Raw genomic sequence first — 23,429 nt, 5'->3', positions numbered from 1 at the left:
TTGCTTCATCGAACGGGTGCAAGCATAAGGCCATGTCATGCGGGTATTCCCGCTCTCAGCTTCATTATAGAGGGGCCGCGGCGAGTCGGCAATCGTCTGGACGAGTTGAGCCGGAACGGCTGATTACAGGTATGGAAGCGGATGGAAAACAAAAGATACCGCACCAAATCCAAAAATAGCATCATTTTGCCGTCTCTCGCGCTTCGGTAAGATTAAGAGAAGAGGTTGGTGCAGCAAGCACGGCGACTCGCGAAGGGAGCAATATGATGCTGAAACTCATTATCGTCGATGACGAGCTGTGGATTCGGGAAGGGTTGAAAAGGACTGTCGATTGGCAGGCGCGCGGCATCTATCTGGCCGGCGAGGCCGAGAACGGGCGGCAGGCGCTGGAGCTGTTGAAGGCGGAGAAGCCCGATATTGTCATTACGGATATTCGGATGCCCGCCATGGACGGGACGGAACTGATGGAAGAAGCGAGGAGGAGCGGAATCGCCGCGAAAATCATTTTGATCAGCGGTTTCGGGGATTTCGAATATGCGCAGAAGGCCGTCAAGCTGGGGGCATTCGATTATATTCTGAAGCCGATCGAGGAGGAGACGCTGCTCGGCATCGTCGACCGCTGCGCCGCCGAAATCCGGGAGGAGCGCATGCTGTCCGCCAAGCTCGAGACGCTGACGGACCTTGCCCGGACGAGCGTGCCGCTTGCCAGGCAGAAGCATCTGGAGCTCTGCCTGACGCGTCCGTTGGCCGAGCGCGAGCTGCAGCCGGCATGGCAGGCGTTCGGCATCGATTTGCATCCGGACAGGCTCGTCGTGCTGTCCGCCGTCGTCCACGATTGGGGCGACAGAGAGTTGAGCCCGGACGGCTGCGCGCTGATGCGCTACGCTGCGGGCAAGCTTCTGGAGGAGCTGCTGGCGGAGCAGGGCGTACGCGCCTTTGCCTGTCCGCGGAACGAGGATGTTCACGCAGACACGGTCGTCATTGTCTCGGCCGAAGTCCAGCGTGCGCCGGGCGCCGGATGGAATCAAGCTTCCCCTGACGCGGCCGCTGCCGCTGTTCGGATCGCCATTAAGCGGGCCGTCGAGCAAGCGCAGCAGGTGCTCGGCATACGGATGAGCGCGGGCTTGAGCGGCACGGTCGACCGGACACAGCTATTTTCGGCTTTTCGGGAAGCGCTTACAAATTGCGCGGACTATTTCGTCGACGGCGGCGGCCGGGTATATGGCGGCGAAGACGAGATTCGGCGGACCGGAGACGAGGATTGCCCGGATGACGGAGGCTGGGATGTCGGAGGCGCGTGGCAGTCCGCGGGCGAGGAAAGCGCGATTGGCGGCGCGTGTCAGTCCGCGGGCGAGGAAAGCGCGGATAGCGGAAGCCGGCAGTCCGCAAGCGCATGCCGATCGGGCGCCGTCGTCGGGCAGGCGGATGAACGGGATTGCGCCGATGCGGGAGGACTGCATTCCGTGGGGGCAAATCGCGGGGATACCGGAGGCTGGCAGTCCGCGGGCGCGAGTCGCCCGGATAGCGGGAGCTGGCAGTCCGCAGGCGCGAATCGCCCGGATAGCGGGAGCTGGCAGTCCGCGGGCGCGAATCGTGCGGATAGCGGGAGCTGGCAGTCCGCAGGCGCGAATCGCCCGGATAGCGGAAGCTGGCAATCCGCGGGCGCAAGCCGATCGGGCGCCGTCGTCGGGCAAGCGGAGGACCGGGATTACGCGGATGCCGGAGACCGGCATCCCGTAGGCGCGAATCGCGCGGATGCCGAAGGCTGGCAGAACGCAGGCCAGTACCGTCCGGGTGCCGGGAGCCGGCAATACGAGGGCGCGAATCGCGGGGATGACCGCTGCCGGCACGCCGCTGCCGTTGATCGCGCAGCTGCAGCCGGCGGCGCCCCATGCGCGGACAAGCCGGAGGCAGCCGCGGATGCGGAGGACGCTTGGCGGCAGCCCGAAGGCGAGCATGCGCAATCCGCCGTCAAGGCGGAGCTGCTCGACACCGCCTTGACCAATCGGATGGTCCATGCCATGCTCCTGTCGGACGAGCGCCGACTGGCGGAATTGCTGGATGAACAGGAGGCGATGCTCAGCTGCTGGGCGAAACGCGGTTCGGCCCTTGCCGTCCGCGACGAACTGAGTCTGTTCGTCGACCTGCTGCTGGCCAAACGCCGGGAGCATCTCAAGCCCGCCGAGATTTCGTATCAGGCGAAGCTGAAGCTGTACCGTTGTCCGCTTCGAGACTGGAAGCGGACCGCGCTCGAGGTCTTCGCGGCCGGCTGTCCGGAAGGCGCGACCGGCGGCATGAGCCAGCGGCGCGCCGTCGACAAGGCGCTGCGCTTCATTCACGACAACTATCAACGGGGCATCAGCCTGGCCGACGTCGCCGAGACCATCTACCTGAACCCGTCGTATTTCAGCCGCATGTTCCATGACGAGATCGGGGAGCCGCTCAGCAAATACCTGATTCGCATCCGGATCGCCAAAGCGAAGGAGCTGCTCGGGCAAACGCCGCTGAAAATCTACGAAATCGCGGATCTCGTCGGCTACAAGGATTTTCGGCATTTCGTCAGGACGTTCAAGGAGTGGGAGGGAATAACCCCGACCCAGTTCCGCAATTACGGCGCGTAGGAGGCTAGAATCATCGTGCTCAAGGTGTTCCGGAAATCCAATCTGGCCTCTGTCGGCGCCAAAGTGTTCGTCTGCTATGCCGCGAGCATGCTCGTCATCATCGCCGTCATGGGCTATCTCTCTTACGACAAGTCGGCCGCTATCATCGAAGCCAAAGTCGGCGGCATGGCGCTTCAGAACGTGCGTCAGATGAGCAAGCGGATCGACGGGATTTTGACGGGCTACGCGGACCGGTCGTCGCTTGTGCTCGGCAGCGAGAGCATCCAGAAGCAGCTGGCGGGGAACTACCGCAGCGAGCTGGAACGCATCGAGACGAACAGTGCCAATACGGCGTTCCTCGCGAACACGATCAACTCCCGGAACGACATCGTCAATATTTACCTGCTCGGCGAGCGGGGACATTCTTACCGGTATTCGCCGCGGGACTCGTCGCCGGTCTACAACCCGTACGCCTTCGATGCGCCGGACGGAGAATGGTACAGCAAGATCCGCGACGCCGACGGGGGCATCGTCTATTTCGGCATCGGTCCCTCCCTGATCCGGGAGGGGAGCGCGGATTCGGTCTTGTCCTTCGGCCGCGCGGAGCGGGACGTCGGCAACCGCGGCGAAATCCTCGGCGTCGTGCTGTACGAGGTGGACGCCTCGGAATTGACGGGGCTGCTGGGGGAGGTCGATTACGACGGCTCCGGCACGAACCTGCTGATCGACAGGGAGGGCATGATCGTCGGCAACAAGGACGGTCTGGCGTCTACGTACCTGTTCGAGCCGCCGGACAAGCAGGGCAAGGAAGGCATGCTGAACCGGACGCTGGGCGGCGAGAAGAAGCTGGTCGTCTACGACCGGCTGGGCGCCGCGGACTGGACGCTCGTCGGCCTGCTGCGGAGCGCGGACCTGAAGCGGGAGGCGCTCGGCATTCGCTGGTATGTGCTGACGCTCGGCCTGTTCTGCTTCGTAATCGGCATTCTGCTTGCCGTTCTCATCGCCTCGTCGGTGCACAAGCCGCTGCAGCGGATGATCGGCGCGATGCGCAAGGCGAAGAACGGCGATTTCGACACGCGCATCGCGGAGCGGCGCGCCGACGAGTTCGGCTACCTGTTTCTCCATTACAACGACATGGTGTCGCGGATCAAAGCGCTGATCGACGAGCTCTACGTGCAGAAGCTGCTGGAGCAGGAGCTGCAGCTGAAGATGCTCGGGTCCCAGATCAATGCGCATTTCCTGTACAACACCCTGGACTCCGTCCATTGGATCGCGCGGATTCATAAGGTCGACGACATCAGCACGATGGTATTCGGCTTGTCCAAATATTTGCGCCTCAGCCTGAACGAAGGCCGGGACGAGGTGGACATCGGGGAAATCGTGCAGCTTATCGACAGCTACATCCTGATCCAGAAAATCCGCTACAAGGACAAATTCACGCTGCGGCTGCACGTGGACGAGTCGCTTGGGAGCTGCCGGGTGTTGAAATCGATCTTCCAGCCGCTCGTCGAGAACGCCATCTACCACGGGCTCGAGAAGAAGCCGGGCAAAGGGCGGCTCGATGTCGTGTTCCGCCGCGAAGACGGCTGCCTGAAGTTCGTCGTCGTCGACGACGGGGCGGGCATGCCGCCGGAGAAGCTGACGGAGCTGCGGCAGCTGCTGTGTCGGGGCGAAGCGGACGTGCAGGGGCGTCACTTCGCGCTGCGCAACATCAATGCCCAGATTCGGATCGCTTACGGGCCGCAATACGGCATCGAGCTCGACAGCAGGCTGGGGGCGGGCACGCGCGTCACGCTCACGATTCCGCTGCGGACCGTTAAGTCGTCGAGGCTGACCGGCTGATGGGAAACAAGGCCGCGTTGGCGGAGACGATGCGCGGTCGTCAATCGAAGCGCAGCTTCGAGAAGGGGGAATACGGGTGAAGAAGCGGTTACTGAAGGGGAAAGCGGCGGCGGGGATTCTGCTCTTGCTCCTGCTTGTCGCGACAGGCTTGCTGCTGCAGGCGTTCGACAACGGGCTGTACCGGGCCGACGCGGGTCCGGTGGAGCAGACGGGGGCAGCGGCAGGGGGATCGGGCGGGGAGAAGGTGACGATCGATTTCTGGTTTCCGTGGAGCGGAGGCTTCAAGCAGGAGTTTTACGAGACGGTGGTCTCCTCCTTCGAAGAGGAGAACCCCGATATCAAGGTCCGCATGACGTTCGTGGAGAATTCCGATAACTCGCAGGCTTCCGACAAGCTGCTGACGGCCATTGCGGGCGGCTCGGGACCGGACGTCGCGCTGTTCGACCGGTTCGTCGTGAACGAATGGGCGGCGAAAGGCGCGCTCGAGGACGTTACGGAGCAGTCCCGGAAGGACGGCATGGAAGGCCTCTATTACCCGAGCGTCTGGTCGGAAACGCAGTACAGGGGCCGGACCTACGCGCTGCCGTGGAACGTGGACAGCCGCGCGTTGTTCTACAACAAGACGCTGATGGAGGAAGCGGGGCTCGATCCCGGGAAGCCGCCGAAGACCATCGCCGAATTGGACGCGATGGCGGCGCGCATGTTCAAGGCCGACAGCCAGGGAAAATACAAGCAGGTCGGCTTCATTCCCTGGCAGGCGCAGGGCTTCCTCTATACGTACGGCTGGGCGTTCGGCGGCGAATGGGAGCGCGAAGGGAAGCTGACGCCCGACGATCCCGCCAACGTGCAGGCGCTGCAGTGGATGCAAGAGTATGCCCGCAAATACAATGCCGGGAAGCTGGCCTCCTTCTCGGACGAGCTCAGGCAAGCGGGTCTGAACCCGTTCCTCTCCGGCAGGGTCGGCTTCTCGATCGAGGGCAACTGGCTGCTGAACGATACCGGATCGGCGACGTTCGAATGGGGCGTGGCCCCGATGCCGACGGTTGACGGCAAGGCCGACGTGACGTGGTCGGGCGGCTGGTCGTTCGTCATGCCGAAGGGCGCGAAGCACCCGGAGCAGGCGTGGCGGTTCATGCGCTACGTCGCCGGCCGGGAAGGCTCGCTGCTGTGGGCCGGACGGTCCGCGGCGGGCAAGTACGACCTGACCTGCATCCCGGAGGTCAACGCCCGGCTGGGGCTGGACACGAAAGAGCATCTGGACGTATTCGTGAAGCTGCTGGAGCATGCCCGGTTCCGGCCGGTCTCGCCCGTCGGCGGCTATCTGTGGGACGAGATGTACCGCGTGCAGAATTTGGCTATCAAGCAGCAGGGCGAGCCGCAGGCGCTGCTCGACGGGCTGAAGCGGAAGGTGGACGCGAAGCTTGACGTGCTGGCGAGCGACGGCGCTCCCGTGCGGGAGGATCCCGGGCAGCGGAAGAATTGAGCGCCGCTGGTTCAGCCTGCTCGGCGAGGCAATCCGGAACTGCGCGGCGGCAACCGGCGGCAACTGAATGCAGCTTAATGTAGCACGGCGATTGAATGCAGCGCAATGCAGCGTTGCGATAGAATGTAACGCGATGAATGGAATCCAGCGCGACGAATGAAATGCTGCGTGTCAACCGAGTTTGTCTCGCAATCGCGCATTGCGGCAGCCAGCTTAAATTGCGGCAGCCGGCAATCGCCTTCGGCAATCAGCCGCCTCCGGCCTCGTCGTGGCCGGGGCGGCTTCGCTCCTGTCATCTCTTGGCAATCGGACGCAACCGGGTCAAAATACTGCACCAAACCTCAAAACGCTCCAGTTACGAGGCGGGCGAAATGCCGCTACACTTAAAATTGGATGCGGTTTCATAACGAATCCCGAGCCTGCCGCGACATGCCGGGCGGGTGCGGGATTACGCGCAAGAAGGCAAGCGAACAGAATGACAAAAGAGGTGAAGGGCTTGAACCGGCACGGGAAATTGGTGTTGAAGGGCAAGAGAACCATGCTGTGCGCGCTCGTCTGTCTCGTCATCGCGTCGGCCGTGTCCGACGGGACCCGCACGTTCGCCGGCGAGCGGCTGCGGGATCGCAACCTGAATCAGGGCGTTCCGCTGACGGAGGGCGATTCGCTCGGCGTCGACGCGATCCTGGCGCCGACCTACGCGAAGACGCTGGCCGGGTACATCGAGCAAGGGGTGCAGCCCGCCGGGCAGCCGGATATCGCGCTTCGGGCGGACGGCTACACGGCGTTCGGGGGCGCGAAGCCGGAGGCGAAGGAGCTGGAAGGCCGGGCCGGGGCGCTCGTGTGGGACAAGGCGACGGAATGGATCGAATGGACGGCGGACGTTCCGCAGGACGGCTTGTACAGCCTGAACGTCGCCTACTACCCCCTGGCGGGCAAGAGACTGCCGGTCCAGCGCGATCTGCTGATCGACGGGCAGCATCCGTTCCGCGAGGCGGAGCGGCTGTATTTCTACCGCAACTGGGTCGATCAGGGCGAACCGGGCCGCAACAATCAGGGCGACGACGTCCGGCCGAAGCAGGTCGAGCAGCCGCAATGGATGGAGCAGACGCTTGACGACGGCAACGGCCAGTATCCGGAGCCGTTCCGGTTTCACTTGACGAAGGGCAAGCATGTCATCCGTCTCGGCTTCCTGGCGGAGGCGGTGGCGATCGGCGGACTGACGCTGACGACGCCGGCTGATCCGCAGACCTACGCCGACGCGAAGCAGGGCTTCGAAGCGGCGGGATACGCGCCGGCGGCGGACGTTAACGTCAAGGTGCAGGCCGAGGACAATCCGGACAAATCCGATCCGACGATTCGCCGGGAGGCGAACGGCGATCCGAAGGCCGAGCCGGCAAGCGACGGACGCATCAGATTGAACGCTTTCGGCGACTGGCGCTGGCGCAAGGGCGGCCAGAAGGCGACATGGACGTTCACGGTGCCGAAGGACGGCTTGTACAAGATCGGGCTCAAGGCCGGGCAGTGGTGGGGAGACGGTCTGCCGTCCTACCGCCAGATCCAGATCGACGGGAAGGTGCCGTACAAGGAGCTGGAGCTGTACCCGTTCCCGTACTCCCGCAGCTGGCGGATCGAAACGCTGCACACGGCCGATAAGGCTGCGGGCAAGGATGAGCCGCTTCTGGTGCCGCTGACGGCGGGCGAGCATACGATCACGATGGTCGCCGAGATCGGGCCTTACCGGTCCATCATCGAAGCGCTGACGGCGGACACGCAGCGGCTGTCGGATCTCTACCGGCGCATCATCATGGTGACGGGGCCGACGCCGGATCCGAACTTCGAGTACGAGCTGGGCAAGAAGGTGCCCGAGCTCATCACGGACCTGAAGACGATTGCCGACGATCTGCTCGTGCAGATGAACGCGCTCAAGGCGCTGTCCGACAGCGTGCCGAGTACGGTCAGCAGCCTGCGAATGATGAATCACACCTTCGAACGGATGGTCGCCAATCCGGACTCCATTCCGCGTCAGCTGTCCGAGCTGAGCAACAGCCAGACGTCGCTCAGCACGCTGCTGACGGGGCTGCAGAACGTGCCGCTCGTGCTGGATTACTTGCTGATCAGCGCGCCGGATACGAAATATCCGAACGTGAAATCGAGCTTCTGGCAGAAGGCCGTCAGCACGGTGAAGAATTTCGCGGCCTCCTTCACGAAGGATTACACGGGCGTCGGCAGCGTCTACGGCGAGGATGGCAAGGAAGCGTCATCGTCCGCGGACGATGAAGGCCCTGTGCTGCAGGTATGGGTAGCCCGAGGCAAGGAATGGGCGGAGATTATGAAGGAAATGGCGGAAGAAGACTTCACGCCGAAGACGGGCATCCGCATCAACGTCAACACGCTGCCCGCGGGCCAGTTGAATTCCGGCTCCGTCAACACGCTCCTGCTTGCGGCCAGCTCCGGCAGAGCGCCGGACGTGGCGACAGGCGTCGACGCGCATCTGCCCGTCGAGTTCGCGATCCGCGACGCGACCGTCGACCTGTCGAAATTTCCGGATTACGCGGAGATCAGCAAGCGTTTCCTGCCGGGCGCGCTCATCCCGTTCCAATACAACGGCGGCAGCTACGCGCTGCCGGAGACGCAGGACTTCAACGTGCTTGTCTACCGTAAGGACATCTTGAAGGAACTCGGCGTCTCGATTCCGCAAACCTGGAATGACGCCTACGCGATGCTCCCCGTGCTGCAGCAGAACGGCATGCAGATGTATTATCCGATCACGTCGCTCGGCTTCATGCCGTTCCTCTATCAGAACGGCGGCGAGTATTACCGGGACGGCGGGATGAAGTCCGGCCTCGATTCACCGGAAGCGTTCCAGGCGTTCACGGAATGGACGGAGCTGTACACGAACTACAAGTTCCCGGTCAACGCGAACTTCTTCAACCGCTTCCGTACCGGCGAGATGCCGATCGGCATCGCGGACTATCAGACCTACGTGCTGATGTCGACCGCGGCGCCGGAGCTGGTGGGACGCTGGGGCGTCGCGCCGTCTCCGGGGCACGAGAAGCCGGACGGGACGATCGACCGGACGAGCGGCGGCCTTGCGCAGTCCGTCGCGATCTTCAAACAATCGAAGCATCAGAAGGAAGCCTGGGAGTTCCTGAAATGGTGGACGAGCACGGAGAGCCAAGAGCAGTTCGGCCAGGAGCTGGAAGCATTGCTCGGCGTAGAAGCGCGCTGGAACACGGCCAACGTCGAGGCGTTCAAGCAGCTGCCATGGCCGGAAGACGACCTGAAGGCGCTCACCGACCAATGGAAGTATTACAAGGAACAGCCTTACGTGCTCGGCGGCTACTTCACGGCGCGCAACATCGACAACGCGTGGAACCGCGTCGTGCTCGGCGGGGCTAACGCCCGCGAGTCGCTGGAGCAGGGCATTAAAGATATCAACAAGGAATTGGCGGCTAAGCAAAAGGAATTCGGGTTCACCCCGGATTAGCTTCCGCGGAAGGAGGAGCGGTATGGAACGCAGCGTGGAAATCGCGGACAATCCGCTTCGGCTGGCGGCGGGGAAGGAACGGCGGTTTAAACTGTCGCAGGCAGGAAGGAAGACGGCGCTGGGGTATTTATTCCTCAGCCCCTTCCTGATCCTCTTCATCATGTTCACCGTCGTGCCGGTCGTGCAGTCGATCTATCTGAGCTTCACCTACTACAACATGCTGCAGCCCGCGAAGTGGGTCGGTCTCTCCAACTACAGCGTGCTGTTCCTGGAAGACGACATCTTCATCAAGTCGATCAAGAACACGTTCGTGTTCGCTATCATCGGCGGGCCGCTGAGTTATTGCCTTTCGTTCCTGCTCGCGTGGATCATTAATACGCTGCGGGCGAAAATGCTGTTCTCGCTCGCCTTCTACGTCCCGTCCATCACGAGCGGGATCGCGTTGTCCATCGTCTGGCTGTACATTTTCTCCGGGGACCGATACGGCCTGCTGAATAACCTGCTCCTGAGCTGGGGCATGATCAGCGAGCCGATTCTGTGGACGACGGACCCCGATACGATCATGCCGGTCATCATCATCGTCTCGCTCTGGATGAGCATGGGGACGGGGTTCCTGGTATTCCTCGCGGGGCTGCAGAACGTATCGCCGGAGCTGTACGAGGCCGGGTCGATCGACGGCATCTCAAGCCGGTTCCAGGAGCTGTGGTACATTACGCTGCCTTTGATGAAGCCGCAGCTGCTGTTCGGCGCGGTCAATTCCATCGTGGCCGCTTTCGGGGTCTTCGATATCGCCGTGGCCATTGCCGGCATGCCGAGCCCGAACTACGCGGGACACACGATCATCTCCCATTTGTTCGACTATGCATTCATTCGATTCGAGCTCGGTTACGCCTCGGCGATCGCGGTCTTCCTGTTCTTCCTGACCTTCGGCCTGGGACGACTCGTAATGAAGCTGCTGTCGTCCAAGGATCTATAAGGAGGCGTAAAGGACGTGACGGTCAACACTGCCAAATTCGTCGCCCGCTTTAACCGGGGCCTGCTGTACGCGTTCATGATCGCGCTGGTCGGGTTCACGGCCCTGCCGATCGTCTATATGATATCGACGGCGTTCAAGCCGCTCGACGAGCTGTTCCTGTATCCGCCGACGTTTCTTGTCAAGAAGCCGACGCTTCGCAGCTTCTACGATCTGCTGACGGCGACGGACAGCTCGGTCGTGCCGTTCACGCGGTACATCTTCAACAGCGTGTTCGTCTCGTGCTCCATCGTGGCGCTGAGCCTCTTCGTCTGCAGCCTCGGCGCGTACGTGCTGTCCAAGTTCAAGCCGCCGGGCGCGGGCTTCATCTTCGCCGTCATCCTGTCGGCGCTGATGTTCGCACCGCAGGTGACGCAAATTCCGACTTACATGATCGTATCCAGCCTCGGCCTCGTGAATACGTACTGGGCCTTGATTCTGCCGAAGATCGCGGTCGCGTTCAACATCTTCCTGATGAAGCAGTTCTTCGATCAGATCCCGGACGCGCTGATCGAAGCGGCGTACATCGACGGCGCCTCGGAGTGGAAGATCTTCTGGCGCGTCATCATGGCGGTGAGCAAGCCGGCCTGGGCGACGCTGATCATCTTCTCTTTCATCGGCAACTGGAACGACTATTTCTCGGCGCTCGTGTTCACGACGAGCGAGACGATGAAGACGCTGCCGCTCGCCATCCAGACGCTGGCCGGCGGACCGGGCGTCGTGGCGCGGTCGGGGGCGCTCGCCGCGGGCACGTTCCTCGTCACGCTGCCGCCGATTCTCATCTTCGTGCTCTTCCAGCGCCTGATCATGAATACGATGGTCCATTCCGGGATCAAATCATAGGGGGCGGACGGAATGCTTAAACGAATCGTGGTCGTTCTCGCCGGCTGCATGCTTCTGCTGGCCGGCGGACTGCCCGCCTACGCGCTCCCGCAAATGTCGTATACGATCGATCCGATGTACGGTTACCGCATGCCGATCCCGTTGACCTACGCGGTCGACGGCGTCATCCTCGACGTGGGCACGCCCGGCTTGAACAAGCCGAACGACCTGTTCATCGACGGCAAGGGCGTGCTGTACGTCGCGGATACCGGCAACAACCGGATCGTCAAGCTGGATCCGGACGGCAAGGTGCTCGGGCTGTACGGCAAGGAGCAGGGCGTCAAGCTCAATCAACCGAACGGCATCTTCGTGGACGAATACGGAGACATGTTCGTCGCGGATACCGGCAGCAGGCAGGTCATCCACCTCTCGCCGGACGGGAGATTCATCGAGGCGTTCGGCAAGCCGGAGTCGAGCCTGCTGAGCAAGGACCTGGATTTCGCCCCGGACAAGGTCATCATGGACCGCCGCGGCTATCTCTACGTGCTGAACAAGAACGATTTCGCCGGCTTCATGATGATCGACGCGCTGAACCGGTTCCGCGGCTATATCGGCGCGAACCGCGTTCCGTTCGACTGGTCGAAGCTGCTCGTCCGGACGCTCGCGACGCCGGAGCAGCGGGAACAGCTGAATAACGCGGTCCCGCCGCAGAACGCCAACCTGACGATCGACGCGAAAGGCTTCATCTACACGCCGACCGTGCTCATCGACAAGGACCAGATCAAGAAATTCAACGCCATGGGCGACAACATCTACCGCAAGGCGTCCTTCGGCCAGTCGTCCATCGAGAGCGGCGCGCTGGAGCAGCCGTATTTCGTCGACCTGGCCGTCGACCAATACGGCGTCATCAACGCGCTTGACGCGATGTCCCGCAAGATCTACCAGTACGACCAGGAGGGCAATCTGCTGGCCGTGTTCGGCGGACAGGGCGACGTGAAGAGCCGGTTCGAATATCCCATCAGCATCGTCACCGACAAGGCGGGCAAGGTGTACGTGCTGGACCGGGATCGGGGCAACATCCAGATTTTCCAGCCGACGCGCTTCGCGGACCTGATCCACCAGGCCAGCCAGCTGCATTACAACGGCCGGTACCAGGAAGCGCTTAAGCCGTGGAGGGAAGTGCTCGCGATCGACGAGAACTACCCGCTGGCCCACCGCGGCGTGGCGAAGGCGCTGATGAAGGAAGAGCAGTGGAAGACGGCGATGAAGGAATTCAAGCTGGGCGAGGACCAGGACGGCTACTCCAAGGCGTTCGCCGAGTACCGGCATGAAATCCTGCGCAAGTACCTGGGCTGGCTGCTGATCGCCGCGGCGCTGATCGTGTACGTCATCTACCTGCTGGCGAAATGGATGATCCGCATCACGGCGACCGTCATAAGGAGGTACGGCATATGACACAATCGGCGGTTGTGAAATCGTCCGGGCTGCATTCCCTGCGGCTCGGCATCGCCATTCTCGTGCATCCGGTTGACGCCTTCGAGGAGTTGCAGAAGTCGAGGAGCCTGATCGCGGCTTTCGTGCTGATCGTGCTCACGCTGTGCGTCCGGATCGTTACGATCTACATGACGAGCTTTCATATTACGTCCCTGCAGCCCGAGAACGCGGACCTGAACCTGGAATTGATCCGCTTCGTGCTGCCGCTCGTTTCCGGCGTCATCGCCTGCTATCTGATCACGTCGATCATGGACGGCGAGGCGCATTTCAGTCAGATTTTCACGGCGATGTCGTACGCTATGCTGCCCTACATCGTCTTCTCCATCCCGCTCGCGGCGTTGTCGCGGATCCTCTCGCGAGGCGAGCTCGGGATGTATCACGGCATCAGCACGATCATTTGGCTGTGGGTGGCGCTGCTGATCTTCCTCCAGCTGAAGGTGCTGAACGACTACACGTTCAAGAAAACGGTCGGGGTGCTGCTGCTCGTCATCTTCGCCTTCCTCGTCTTCTGGGGAACGGCGGGGCTGGTGTTCGCCCTGACGAACCATGTGCTTCAATTCGTGCGCGAGGTCATGGTTGAAGTGCGCTATTTAATGGAGAACTGAGGAGGGGGAAACCATGTCGACGAAAGCAAAGCGATGGCTCTATTACGCGACCGTCGCCTGCGTCCTCGCCGGGCTCGTTCTCCTGGCGCTGCCGTCCGTGCAGCGGGCGGTAGCTCGAGCGCAGCAGGAGTACAAGCCGTTATCGGCCGATGCCGAGGATGACGGGGACGATCCGTCGAATGCGGCCGGAGCGGACAGCGGCGATGAAGCCGCCGATTCGGAGCAGGAGCTGGGTGCGTACAAGACGATCGCGCAGTCGGACCGGCTCGAGCTGCTGTTCCGGGAAGGCGACTCCGCGATCGCGGTGAAGGATAAACGCAGCGGACATCTATGGGAATCGGCGGTAGAGGGCAAGGAGAACGACAGCCAAGGCAACGAGCTGTGGACGGCGAGCAGCCGCTCGATCTTCCACTTGACCTTCACGGATCCCCGGCTGCCTACGCTGGAGACGCAGGAGACGAACTCCGTCCTGGAGCGGCCGAAGATGACGACGAAGGCGATCGATAACGGTATCGCCGTACAGTACGAGCTCGAGCGGCTCGGCATCGCCTTCGAGATGCGCTTCCGGCTGAACGGCGACGCTCTCGAGGTCGAGGTCCCGGGGGATTCGGTCCGGGAATCGGATTCGAGCTGGCTCATGTCGATCGCGCCGCTGCCGTTCTTCGGCGCGGCGACGGACCATGACCAAGGGTATTCCGTATACCCGGACGGCGCCGGCGCGCTGGCGTCGTTCAAGCCGGTCCATCCGGAATATTCCAAGGGCTACAGCGCGAGCGTGTACGGACCGGATACGATCAATTTAAACAGCAACGCGCGGGAACAGAACGCTCTGCTGCCGATTTTCGGCCAGAAGGTCGGCGACAACGCGTTCGTCGGCATGATCACGAAGGGCGAATACGACGCGCGGATCCTGTTCTCGCCGAGCGGCTACCTGATCAACTTGAATCGCGTCTCGTCGGAGCTGGTGTACCGGCGCGACTACGAAGCGGTCAAGAAGAACGGCAACCTCGCCCTGAAGCCGGAGAAGGATCTGCTGCGCGAAGACCATACGATCCGCTATGAATTCCTGAGCGGCGAGGAGGCCGACTACGGCCATATGGCCGCCGCGTACCGGAATTACCTGGAGAGCGAAGAGGGCATCAAGCCGCGTATCAAGGCAGGCGATCCCGTTCCGTTCGGGCTGGACCTGCTGACGGGGATCAAGGAGCACCGGATCCTGCTCGACCGCTTCATCCCGACGACGACTTACGACGAAGCCAAGAAGATCATGACCGACCTGCGGAAGCGGGGCGTCGGCACGATGTCGGCGAACTTGCTGGGATGGACGTCGCGCGGCTATCTGGCGTACCCGTCAGGGAATAATCCGTCCTCGAAGCTCGGCGGCGAGAGCGGGCTGAAGGCGCTGGCGGAGTACGCGAAGTCAAGCGGCATCCAGCTATTCCTTCAGGACGACTACGTCGATGCTTGGAAAGGGTACGACGGGTTCTCTACCCGTACCGACGTCGTCGTCGGCGCGAACAAGCTCGCCGTAAGCGACTGGTACAGCGAAACGTTCTTCCTGAGCGCGGGCAAGCAGAACAAGCATTTCCAAACCAAGATTCTGAACCCGCTGCGCAAGCTGCCGATCGCGGGCATTAATTTCGACGGCATCGGCTACGTGGACTACTACGATTACAACCCGGATTATCCGGCGACGCGGGAAGTCACGGCGGACCACTGGACGGAGATGATGGCCAAGGCCGAAGCGCAGTTCGGCAGCGCGGCTTCGATCGGCGGCAACGGCTACACGCTGAAGCATTCGTCGCGGCTGTTCGGCATTCCGATGGAGGACAGCGGGTATTTCTTCACCGACGAGACTATTCCGCTCTATCAGATGGTCGTGCACGGACTCATTCCGTATTCCGGCGATCCGCAGAACCTGTTCTACGACCCGCAGCAGCAGTATCTCAAATTGGTCGAGTACGGGTACATGCCGTACTATCAATTCACCATGAACCACGCGGACGAACTGAAAGATACGTATTACAACGACTTGTTCAGCTCCGATTACGCGAGCTGGGTCGGGCAGGCCGTCACCCAGTACAAAGAAATGAACGAGAAGCTGCGGACCGTCTGGTCGCAGGCGATGATCACGCACCGGAAGCTGGCGGCCGATCTGTACGAGACCGGCTACGAGGACGGCACCCGCGTCGTCGTCAACTACGCGGCCAAGGACGTCAGGCTGGACGACGGCCATATCGTACCGGCCCGCGACTTCATCGTCGTGCCGAAAGGAGGTTAAGCCATGAGAGAGCGACGCATCGGTCTCGAAACGAAGAAAAAACTGGCGGGTTACGTCTATATCGCGCCATGGGCGATCGGGTTCGCCCTGTTCATGCTGTACCCGCTCGCGTATTCCCTCTGGCTGAGCTTTCACGAGGTAGAAGGCGTGGGCGATCTACAGCTGAGGGCCGTCGGATGGGGCAATTTCAACAAGGCGTTCTTGCTGGACACGAAGTTCGTTCCGCTGTTCATCTCGGTGATCCAGGATGCCGTCATCAACACGCCGCTCATTCTGGTATTCTCGCTGTTCATCGCCATTCTGTTGAACCATAAGGTGAAGGGGCGCGCGTTCTTCCGCGCGGCGTTCTTCCTGCCGGTGCTGATCGGTTCGGGCCTGGCGATGCAGCAGCTGCTGTACGCCGGGGTCGGCAAGGATACGCTCGTCAACGGCATCGGCGTACCGGACGAAGTGTTCCTGTACATGGGGCCGACGTTCTCCCAGCTCGTCTTCGACTTGCTGAGCCGTTTGACGGTCATTTTCTGGAAGACGGGCGTGCAGGTCCTGCTCTTCCTGGCCGGCCTGCAAGGCATTCCGGTCTCCCTGTACGAATCCTCCCGCTGCGACGGGGCGACGGAATGGGAGAATTTCTGGAAAATCACCCTGCCGCTCATATCGCCGATCATCCTGCTGAACCTCGTCTACACCTGCGTGGATTCGTTCACGGACATTAACAACCGGATGATGATTTATATCAAGGATACCGCGTTCACCAATATTCAGATGGGTTATGGTTCGAGCTTGGGCTGGATTTATTTCATGTTCATCTTCCTGCTGCTTGTGCTCGTAATCTTGTCGACCCGGCGCCTGATCGTGTATACGGGCGAAAAATAAGCCGCAAGGAGGTGCCGCTTCATGAAGTCGGCTCCCGTATCGAAGCCGGATGCGGATGCGTCAGCCCCTGCGTCCGCGCCTGCGCCGGCCATCGCGTCGGACAAAATCCGCAGCAAAGCCAAGGCGATCCGCAACAATACGCTCGTCAGCAAGATCGGCAGCAAGAGCCGCTGGATCGGTTTTGTCTACCGGGTGTTCGTTTACTTGATCCTGATCGACCTGGCATTCGTCTTCCTGTACCCATTCCTGTACATGGTGACGACCGCGCTCAAGCAGCCCGCGGATTTGCTTGATTTCACGCTCAAGTGGACGCCGGTGAGCCTTGCTTGGGAAAATTTCTACTACGGCATGAAGGGACTCCAGTTCTGGACCCACTTCCGCAGCTCGGCGCTCATCGCCGTGCTGAGCGTCGTCGGGCAGGTGCTGTCCTGTTCGTTCATCGCCTACGGCTTCGCCCGGATCAAATTCCCGGGCCGCGAGGTATTGTTCTTCCTCTGCATGTTCACCATGATCGTGCCGCCGCAGACGATTATCGTACCGCTGTTCATGCAGTACAAGTCGATGGGCTGGATGGACAGCGTGCTGCCGCTCATCGTGCCGTCCTTCTTCGGCAACGGGCTGCGCGGGGCGCTCTTCATCTTCATCTTCCGCCAGCTGTTCCGGGGCTTGCCCTGGGAGCTGGAGGACGCGGCGCGCGTAGACGGCTGCGGCAGCTTCCGCGTATACTGGCGCATCATTCTGCCGCTGACGCCGCCGGCGATCGTCGTCACGGCGCTGTTGTCGCTCGTGTGGCACTGGAACGATTTCTTCGAGCCGTCGATCTACCTGACGACCGAAGAGAAGTTCACCCTGCCGATGATGCTGCCGCGGCTCTACCAGTCGCTGGACCAGCTGACGGGCAGCAAGTTCGAGGTATTCAGCCTGCCTGTCGTCATGGCGGCGACGTTCATCTCGCTCGTGCCGATGCTGCTCGTGTACTTGTTCCTGCAGCGGTATTTCATTCAAGGCGTGGAGCGGTCCGGCTTGGTCGAGTAGGCTGGAAAGCTAGAGTAAGTGGAAGCGACAACAACGGCGGTCGTCCCGGACGCGAGTATCGCGTTTCGGGACGACCGCCGTTTGTTTTTGACAGGGGTTCATGCCATGGGAGCGGCATGGGCCGAAAACGGTGAAAACTTGGCATGAGGTGTGCTCTTTGCACTACATGGTGCGAGAAACGGTGAAAGCTAGGTATGTAGTGCACTCCTTGAACTACATGGTGCGGGAAGCGGTAGTAAGTCAGGCATGACTACTTCGCTGGGAATCACGGATTGCGGGATGTTCAGCAACGCAGAAGACTTCCTAAATAAGCCGCCTTATCTCGGTGTCGGTTGTAGGAGTACAAACATTTTACCGAAAGGCGGTTTTCTCATACCATTTTATGGTTAGTCAACACGCTCTCTCCATGTAGTGTACGTGGTACAAGGCACAACTCATTGCTCGAAACCGCCGAATTCTCTCCATGTTAGTGTACGTGGGCTAACTCTGAGCCCAAATCCGTTGAATTCTCCGCTTGTTGTGTACCTTTTACATGACGATACAGCCGGATTCGACGGCTTGCCTTTGAGTGCGCCGATTTACATCGGCAGCCGGACGATGAACATGCTGCCGTCGCCCAGCTTGCTTCGCACCGTTATGGTGCCGCCGTGCGATTCCACGATCGAATGCGTGATCGCGAGGCCGAGGCCGGAGCCGCCGTATTTGCGGGCGCGCGAGGCGTCGCTGCGGTAGAAGCGCTCGAACAGGCGGGGCAGATGCTCGTCGGCGATGCCTGCCCCGTTGTCGCCGACGGTGAGCTCGGCGAACGGATGTCCTTCACTGTCCGAGTCGGCCATCAGCGTGACGGCAATTGCGCCGGTGTCTGGCTCGGTGTGCTGTACGGCGTTCTGGAACAGGTTCAGCAGCACCTGCTTAAGCTTGTCGCTGTCGGCTTGCGCGTGGATGCCGGCCGTCAGCTGGAACGTGACGGCGCGATCGGCCGCGAGCAGCCGCAGCTGCGGTTCCATGCTGCGGACAAGTCCGTCCAGCGCTACGTCCGACCGCTTGAGCTGCGGCGTACGGTCAAGCTTGGCCAGGGTCAGCAAATCCTCGACAAGCTTGTTGATTCGCCGGGATTCATCGTGCATGCTTCGAAGGGCGGCCTCCAGCTGCTCCGGGTTGGCCGTCGCCGCTCCGCGCAGCAGCACCTCCAGGAAGCCGTGAATCGACGTGAGCGGCGTGCGCAGCTCATGCGAGGCGTCCGCGATGAATCGTCGCATCGCCTCGGTCGTCTCCTGCTCGGCGCGGAACGACGTCTCCAGCCGCTCCAGCATGCCGTTGAAGCTGACGGACAGCCGGTCGAGTTCCTGCTGGCCTTGATGATCCGGCAGGCGCTGCTCCAAATTGCCGGCGTCGATGCCTTTCACCGCTTCAACCATGCGGGACAGCGGGACGAGCGTGCGGCGAAGCACCTGCACGTACAGCGCGATTCCGGCGGTCAGCGCCGCTACGGACAAGCTGGCGAAGATGAGCAGCTGTCTCGTCATCACGTCGGTGACCTGCGATGTCTCGGCGCCCATCTGCAGCAGACCGCTTGGATTGTTCGGCGGCCCCGCGAGCCGGTAGACGACAAGCTGCCGGACGCCCCGGGAATCTTCCACGATGGAGTAGCTGTCGTGCATGTCGCCCCCGCGAGCCGCAACCATTCGTTTGATGATGTCCGCATAAGCCGCTTGCGTCAGCTGCGGCGATGGGACGCTGAGAGCGCCGGACAGATCCGTGAAGCTGCCGTTCGTGCCAATATAGGCGAACGACGTTGCGGGGGCGAACAGAAACGGCGCGTTACGGCCGGGTCCCTCGCCATGGGTACCACCGCCCACGGCATTACCACCGCCAGTAGCAGAGCCAGCGCTGCCGCCGCCCCCGGCGTTATCACTGCTATCGCCGCTGCCATCGGCGCTCGGCACGCCTGCTCCGCTGCCATCCCGCCCGAAGCCTTTCCCGTGGCGGTCCGGCGACAATCCGCTATCGCCTTCCGGGGCGTCGGCATCGTCGCTGAACCAGCCGATCGGTACCGTCTGGAGCTGCGTATGGAGCGCGTCCGCCTTGCTTCGGTAGAGCGAGTCCTTCATCAGCCAGTTTTGCATGAAACCGATCAGGATGAGCAGCGCGGCGAGAATGAGCAGCGACCTGGCCAGCAGCTGGCCGCCGAGCGAGCCGGGCAGCAGCCGGCGGGTGCCTTCGCCGCGTCCGGACTTCGAGGCTGCCCTCGTCATGGCAGATCGACCCGGTAGCCGGCGCCGCGCAGCGTGCGGATCAGCTTATGTTCCTTGTCCCCCAGCTTATCCCGCAGCGAACGGATATACACCTCGACGATATTTTCCTCGCCGCCGAAATCATAGCCCCATACCTTGTCCAATATAATCGCCTTGCTCTGCACCGTCCCATGATGCAGTACCAGGTACTTCAATAATTCGTATTCCGTCGGCGACAGCTCGAGCAGCCGGTCCTCGTAACGGATTTCGCCTCTGCGGTCGTCGACCTTGAACGGTCCGAGCGCGACTTCTCCCAGCAGGTCCGGAAACTGATTCCGCAGCCGCGCGCCGATGCGCGCCAGCAGCTCGTCGAAGCTGAACGGCTTCACCATATAATCGTCCGCGCCGATCGTTAGACCTTTGACGCGATCGTCTATCTCGTCCTTGGCCGTCAGCATAATGACGGCGACCGCGTTGCCGGCTTCTTTCAGCATGCGGCATACATGGTAGCCGTCCATGCCGGGCATCATCACGTCGAGCACCGCCACATGCGGGCGAAAATCCATCGCCAGGCCGTAGGCGCTCATCCCGTCCGGCGCGCTCCGCACCGTATAGCCTTCATTGACGAGTCCCATCTCTAGAAACTGCACGATATGCGGTTCGTCGTCCGCCAGCAAAATACGTATTTCCTTCGAAGGCTTCATCCTCGCTGTCGTCTCCTTTCCATAACAAGCGGCCTGTCCGCCGCGCGTATCTTCATGCATTATCGCACACAATGGGCACGCATTCGAGCGCATTCAGCAAGCCTTCAGCGAGCATTCAGCAAACATTCAGCCGAGGTTCATTTGGCGTTCAGCTACGAAACCCATGATGAATACATCGCCGGCGCGCCGCCCGACAGGCAGCGATGACGGCAGCAAGCAGGAAGGCTTACGCAGAGATAAAACTTTGCCTCGCGTCGGTTCATGCGTTCATTGAAACGGCCGGGGGAGAGGGATTAAGAAGAGGAGTGATTCAACCAATGAAGGCGCGCAAGCCGTTCAAAATCGATTTGTATCTATTGGCCATCGCGATCGTATCCGCGTTCCTGAATGGCTATAACATCTGGGAAGACAAGTACGCGAACACCTATTACACCGAGGCGGTCGCGAGCATGCTGCAGAGCTTCTCGAATTTCTTCTTCGGGTCGCTGGACTCGGCGGGCTCCGTCACGGTGGATAAACCGCCGCTCACGTTCTGGATTCAGACGGCATTCGCGTACGTGTTCGGCGTGCATGGCTGGAGCGTTATTCTGCCGCAAGCGCTGGCCGGACTCGGCAGCGTGCTTCTGATCTACTTCATTCTCAAGCCGACCTTCGGCGTCAAGGCGGCGCGGATCGGCTCGCTCGTACTGGCGCTCACGCCGGTCGTGCCGTCGATCAGCCGGACGAACAACATCGACAGCATGCTCGTTTTCGCCTTGCTGATCGGGACGTGGCTGTTGTTCAAAGGTATCCGGAACCAGCGGTCGCGCACCGTCATCGGCGCCTTCGCCATGATCGGCGTCGCATTCAATATGAAAATGCTGCAAGCCTACATGGTGCTTCCGGCATTCTACCTGTGCTACGTGTTGGCGGCCAAAGTCAATTGGAAACGCAAGACGGCGGTACTCGCCGGGGCGACGGCGCTCATGTTCGTCATTTCCATCTCGTGGGCGGTCGTCGTCGATTCGATTCCGGCGGACAAGCGGCCGTACATCGGCAGCAGCGAAACGAACTCCGTCATGAACCTTGCTTTCGGCTATAACGGGGTATCCCGTTTGACGGGTGAACAAGGTCCGGGCGGCGGAGGCGGCGGCCGCGACGGGACGCCGGGCGGCCAAGGAGGCTTTGGCAGCGGCATGTCCGCGCAGCGCCAGGGCAGTGACGGCGCGGCGCCGCAGCCTAACGGCAGCGTTCCGACAGGCGGCGGCAGCCTTGACGCCAATGGCAGCCTCAACGCCAACGGCCAAGCGGTGGCAGGAAGCGCCGATGGCGGCGCGCCAAGCGATAACGGAACCGTGCCAAGCGACGGGACCGCGAACGGCGCAGCGCCTAGCACTGACGGCAGCGCGCCTAATAACGGCAGTGCGCCAAACAACGCCGGCGTGCCAACCGGCGGCGGCGTCAACGGCAGCGCCCCAACCGGCGACGGCAGCAACGGCGGCATGACAGCTCCGGCCGACGGCTCCGGCGCGGGAGGTTTCCCGAACCAAGGCGGCTTCGGAGACGGCGGCCGGGGCGGATTCCCAGGCGGCGGCGGAGCAGGCGGCGGAATGGGCAATATGTTCGGCACCGGCAATCCGGGCGTACTGCGTCTGTTCCAATCCGGCTTGTCCGGCGAAGCAAGCTGGATGATTCCGTTCGTATTCTTCGCTTGCGTCGGACTGTTCGCGAGCTTCCGCTTCCAATCGTTCAAGCGGATGCGCTTCACGCAGAAGCATAAAGAAGCGCTGTTCTGGCTCGCATGGCTCATGCCGGGCATGGCGTTCTTCAGCGTTGCGGGCTTCTTCCATCAGTATTACCTCATTATGCTCGCGGCTCCTATCGCGGCGCTTGCCGGCGCAGGCTGGGTGGAATTATGGAGCGCCTACCGCGGCGGCACAGGCTGGACATCGTATCTGCTGCCAGCATCCATAACGGCAACGGCGGCGCTGCAGTGGTACATCATGCAGAACTTCGACGATAAGATCGGCAAAGGCTGGTCCATCGGCGTTGCGGCGGCAGGCGTGCTGACGACCATGCTGCTCCTGACGCTCAAGAACGGCGTCGAGTTCAAGCTGAACCGCGTCATCGGCGCCGTCAGCGTGTTCGTGATGCTGATCGGTCCGGCTTACTGGTCGCTGACGCCGATCACGTACGGTCAGAGCAGCATGACCCCGATCGTCGGACCTGACGGCGCGTCCGGCGGCTTCGGCGGCGGCCAAGGCGGTTTCCCGGCTATGGCCGATATGGGCGGCATGGGCGAATCGGGCGGCATAGGCGGCATGATGCCAGGCCAAAGCGCTCAGGGCACTCAAGGCGCTCAAGGCACTCAAGGCACTCAAGGTCAAGACGGCCAAAGCGCCGATGGCGCATCGCAGGATGGCCAGAACGGCTCGGCTGCCGACGGCCAGGACAATCAAAGCCAAGGCCAGCCGGGCTTACCGGGTCAGGAAGGCCAAACGGCGAACGGCGCGATGCCGGATTTTGCCGGAGGCATGCCCGGCGGCATGGGCGACAGCTCGATCAATCGGCAGACGCTGGCTTATTTGCGGGAGCATAACACGGGCGAAGAATACCTGTTTGCGACCTCCGACTATAACACGGCGGCACCGTACATCATCGACGAGAACGAGAAAGTCGTTACGCTCGGCGGATTCTCCGGCTCCGATCCGGTCTACTCCGTGGAGAAGCTGGAGAAGCTCGTGGCAAGCGGCAAGCTGAAATATTTCATGATCTCCGGCAGCGGCGGCGGCTTCGGAGGCGGCCGGGGCGGCAGCTCCGAAGTGACGACCTGGATCCAGGAGCACGGCACGGTCGTTCCGACGAGCGAGTGGCAATCAATCGGCGACAATGCTACTAGCGAGCAGCCGGCGGACGGCGGGTTCCGCGGCGGCAGAGGCGGCAGCATGACCCTGTATGAAGTGAAACTGCAATAATTA

At 61.7% G+C, this 23,429-nt stretch carries 14 protein-coding genes; 12 read left to right on the top strand and 2 right to left on the bottom strand.

Annotated elements, in window-relative coordinates:
* Positions 1-266: 266 nt before the first annotated feature.
* From GXP70_RS26100 to GXP70_RS26050, 11 genes are all read left to right on the top strand, one after another.
* A complete protein-coding gene (locus GXP70_RS26100; protein ID WP_162359518.1) occupies positions 267-2,621 on the top strand; it encodes a response regulator in 2,355 nt (784 codons plus the stop codon).
* 15 nt (positions 2,622-2,636) lie between these two features.
* The gene (locus GXP70_RS26095) at positions 2,637-4,442 is read left to right on the top strand and encodes a cache domain-containing sensor histidine kinase (RefSeq protein ID WP_162359517.1); all 1,806 of its coding nucleotides are present in this window, start codon (positions 2,637-2,639) and stop codon (positions 4,440-4,442) included.
* A 76-nt stretch (positions 4,443-4,518) separates the two neighbouring features.
* Positions 4,519-5,925 (top strand): ABC transporter substrate-binding protein, encoded by a 1,407-nt coding sequence (locus tag GXP70_RS26090; protein WP_162359516.1) that lies wholly within the window; start codon positions 4,519-4,521, stop codon positions 5,923-5,925.
* Positions 5,926-6,400: 475 nt separating this feature from the next.
* Entirely contained in the window at positions 6,401-9,412 is a 3,012-nt protein-coding gene (locus GXP70_RS26085; RefSeq protein WP_162359515.1) for an extracellular solute-binding protein, read from the top strand.
* A 22-nt stretch (positions 9,413-9,434) separates the two neighbouring features.
* The gene (locus tag GXP70_RS26080) at positions 9,435-10,388 is read left to right on the top strand and encodes a carbohydrate ABC transporter permease (protein WP_162359514.1); all 954 of its coding nucleotides are present in this window, start codon (positions 9,435-9,437) and stop codon (positions 10,386-10,388) included.
* A 15-nt stretch (positions 10,389-10,403) separates the two neighbouring features.
* Positions 10,404-11,267, top strand: coding sequence for a carbohydrate ABC transporter permease (locus GXP70_RS26075; RefSeq protein ID WP_225442556.1), 864 nt, complete (start codon positions 10,404-10,406; stop codon positions 11,265-11,267).
* 12 nt (positions 11,268-11,279) lie between these two features.
* Entirely contained in the window at positions 11,280-12,701 is a 1,422-nt protein-coding gene (locus GXP70_RS26070; protein ID WP_162359513.1) for a hypothetical protein, read from the top strand.
* Positions 12,698-13,345 carry a Yip1 family protein gene (locus GXP70_RS26065; RefSeq protein WP_162359512.1) on the top strand — a complete coding sequence of 216 codons (648 nt, stop codon included), beginning with the start codon at positions 12,698-12,700 and terminating at the stop codon, positions 13,343-13,345. The genes GXP70_RS26070 and GXP70_RS26065 overlap by 4 nt, the downstream gene beginning before the upstream one ends.
* Before the next feature lie 13 nt (positions 13,346-13,358).
* Entirely contained in the window at positions 13,359-15,626 is a 2,268-nt protein-coding gene (locus tag GXP70_RS26060) for a DUF5696 domain-containing protein (protein WP_162359511.1), read from the top strand.
* A gap of 3 nt (positions 15,627-15,629) precedes the next feature.
* Positions 15,630-16,499: a carbohydrate ABC transporter permease gene (locus GXP70_RS26055; RefSeq protein ID WP_162359510.1), complete on the top strand. Its 870-nt coding sequence runs from the start codon at positions 15,630-15,632 to the stop codon at positions 16,497-16,499.
* Between the two features lie 21 nt (positions 16,500-16,520).
* Entirely contained in the window at positions 16,521-17,534 is a 1,014-nt protein-coding gene (locus GXP70_RS26050) for a carbohydrate ABC transporter permease (RefSeq protein WP_162359509.1), read from the top strand.
* A 578-nt stretch (positions 17,535-18,112) separates the two neighbouring features.
* On the opposite strand, the gene GXP70_RS26045 is transcribed toward GXP70_RS26050, so the two are convergent.
* Together GXP70_RS26045 and GXP70_RS26040 are read right to left on the bottom strand one after the other, a co-directional pair.
* Positions 18,113-19,789, bottom strand: coding sequence for a sensor histidine kinase (locus GXP70_RS26045; protein ID WP_162359508.1), 1,677 nt, complete (start codon positions 19,787-19,789; stop codon positions 18,113-18,115).
* Positions 19,786-20,472 carry a response regulator transcription factor gene (locus tag GXP70_RS26040; protein WP_162359507.1) on the bottom strand — a complete coding sequence of 229 codons (687 nt, stop codon included), beginning with the start codon at positions 20,470-20,472 and terminating at the stop codon, positions 19,786-19,788. The genes GXP70_RS26045 and GXP70_RS26040 overlap by 4 nt, the downstream gene beginning before the upstream one ends.
* 317 nt (positions 20,473-20,789) lie before the next feature.
* On the opposite strand from GXP70_RS26040, the gene GXP70_RS26035 reads away from it, so the two are divergent.
* Entirely contained in the window at positions 20,790-23,426 is a 2,637-nt protein-coding gene (locus tag GXP70_RS26035; RefSeq protein ID WP_162359506.1) for an ArnT family glycosyltransferase, read from the top strand.
* The last annotated feature ends 3 nt before the right edge of the window (positions 23,427-23,429 follow it).

Origin of the sequence: Paenibacillus lycopersici (assembly GCF_010119935.1) — a bacterium.
Taxonomy (GTDB): Bacteria; Bacillota; Bacilli; order Paenibacillales; family Paenibacillaceae; genus Paenibacillus_Z; species Paenibacillus_Z lycopersici.
The sequence above is the reverse complement of the archived record's forward strand: the minus strand, read 5'-3'. Positions and strand labels throughout refer to the sequence as shown.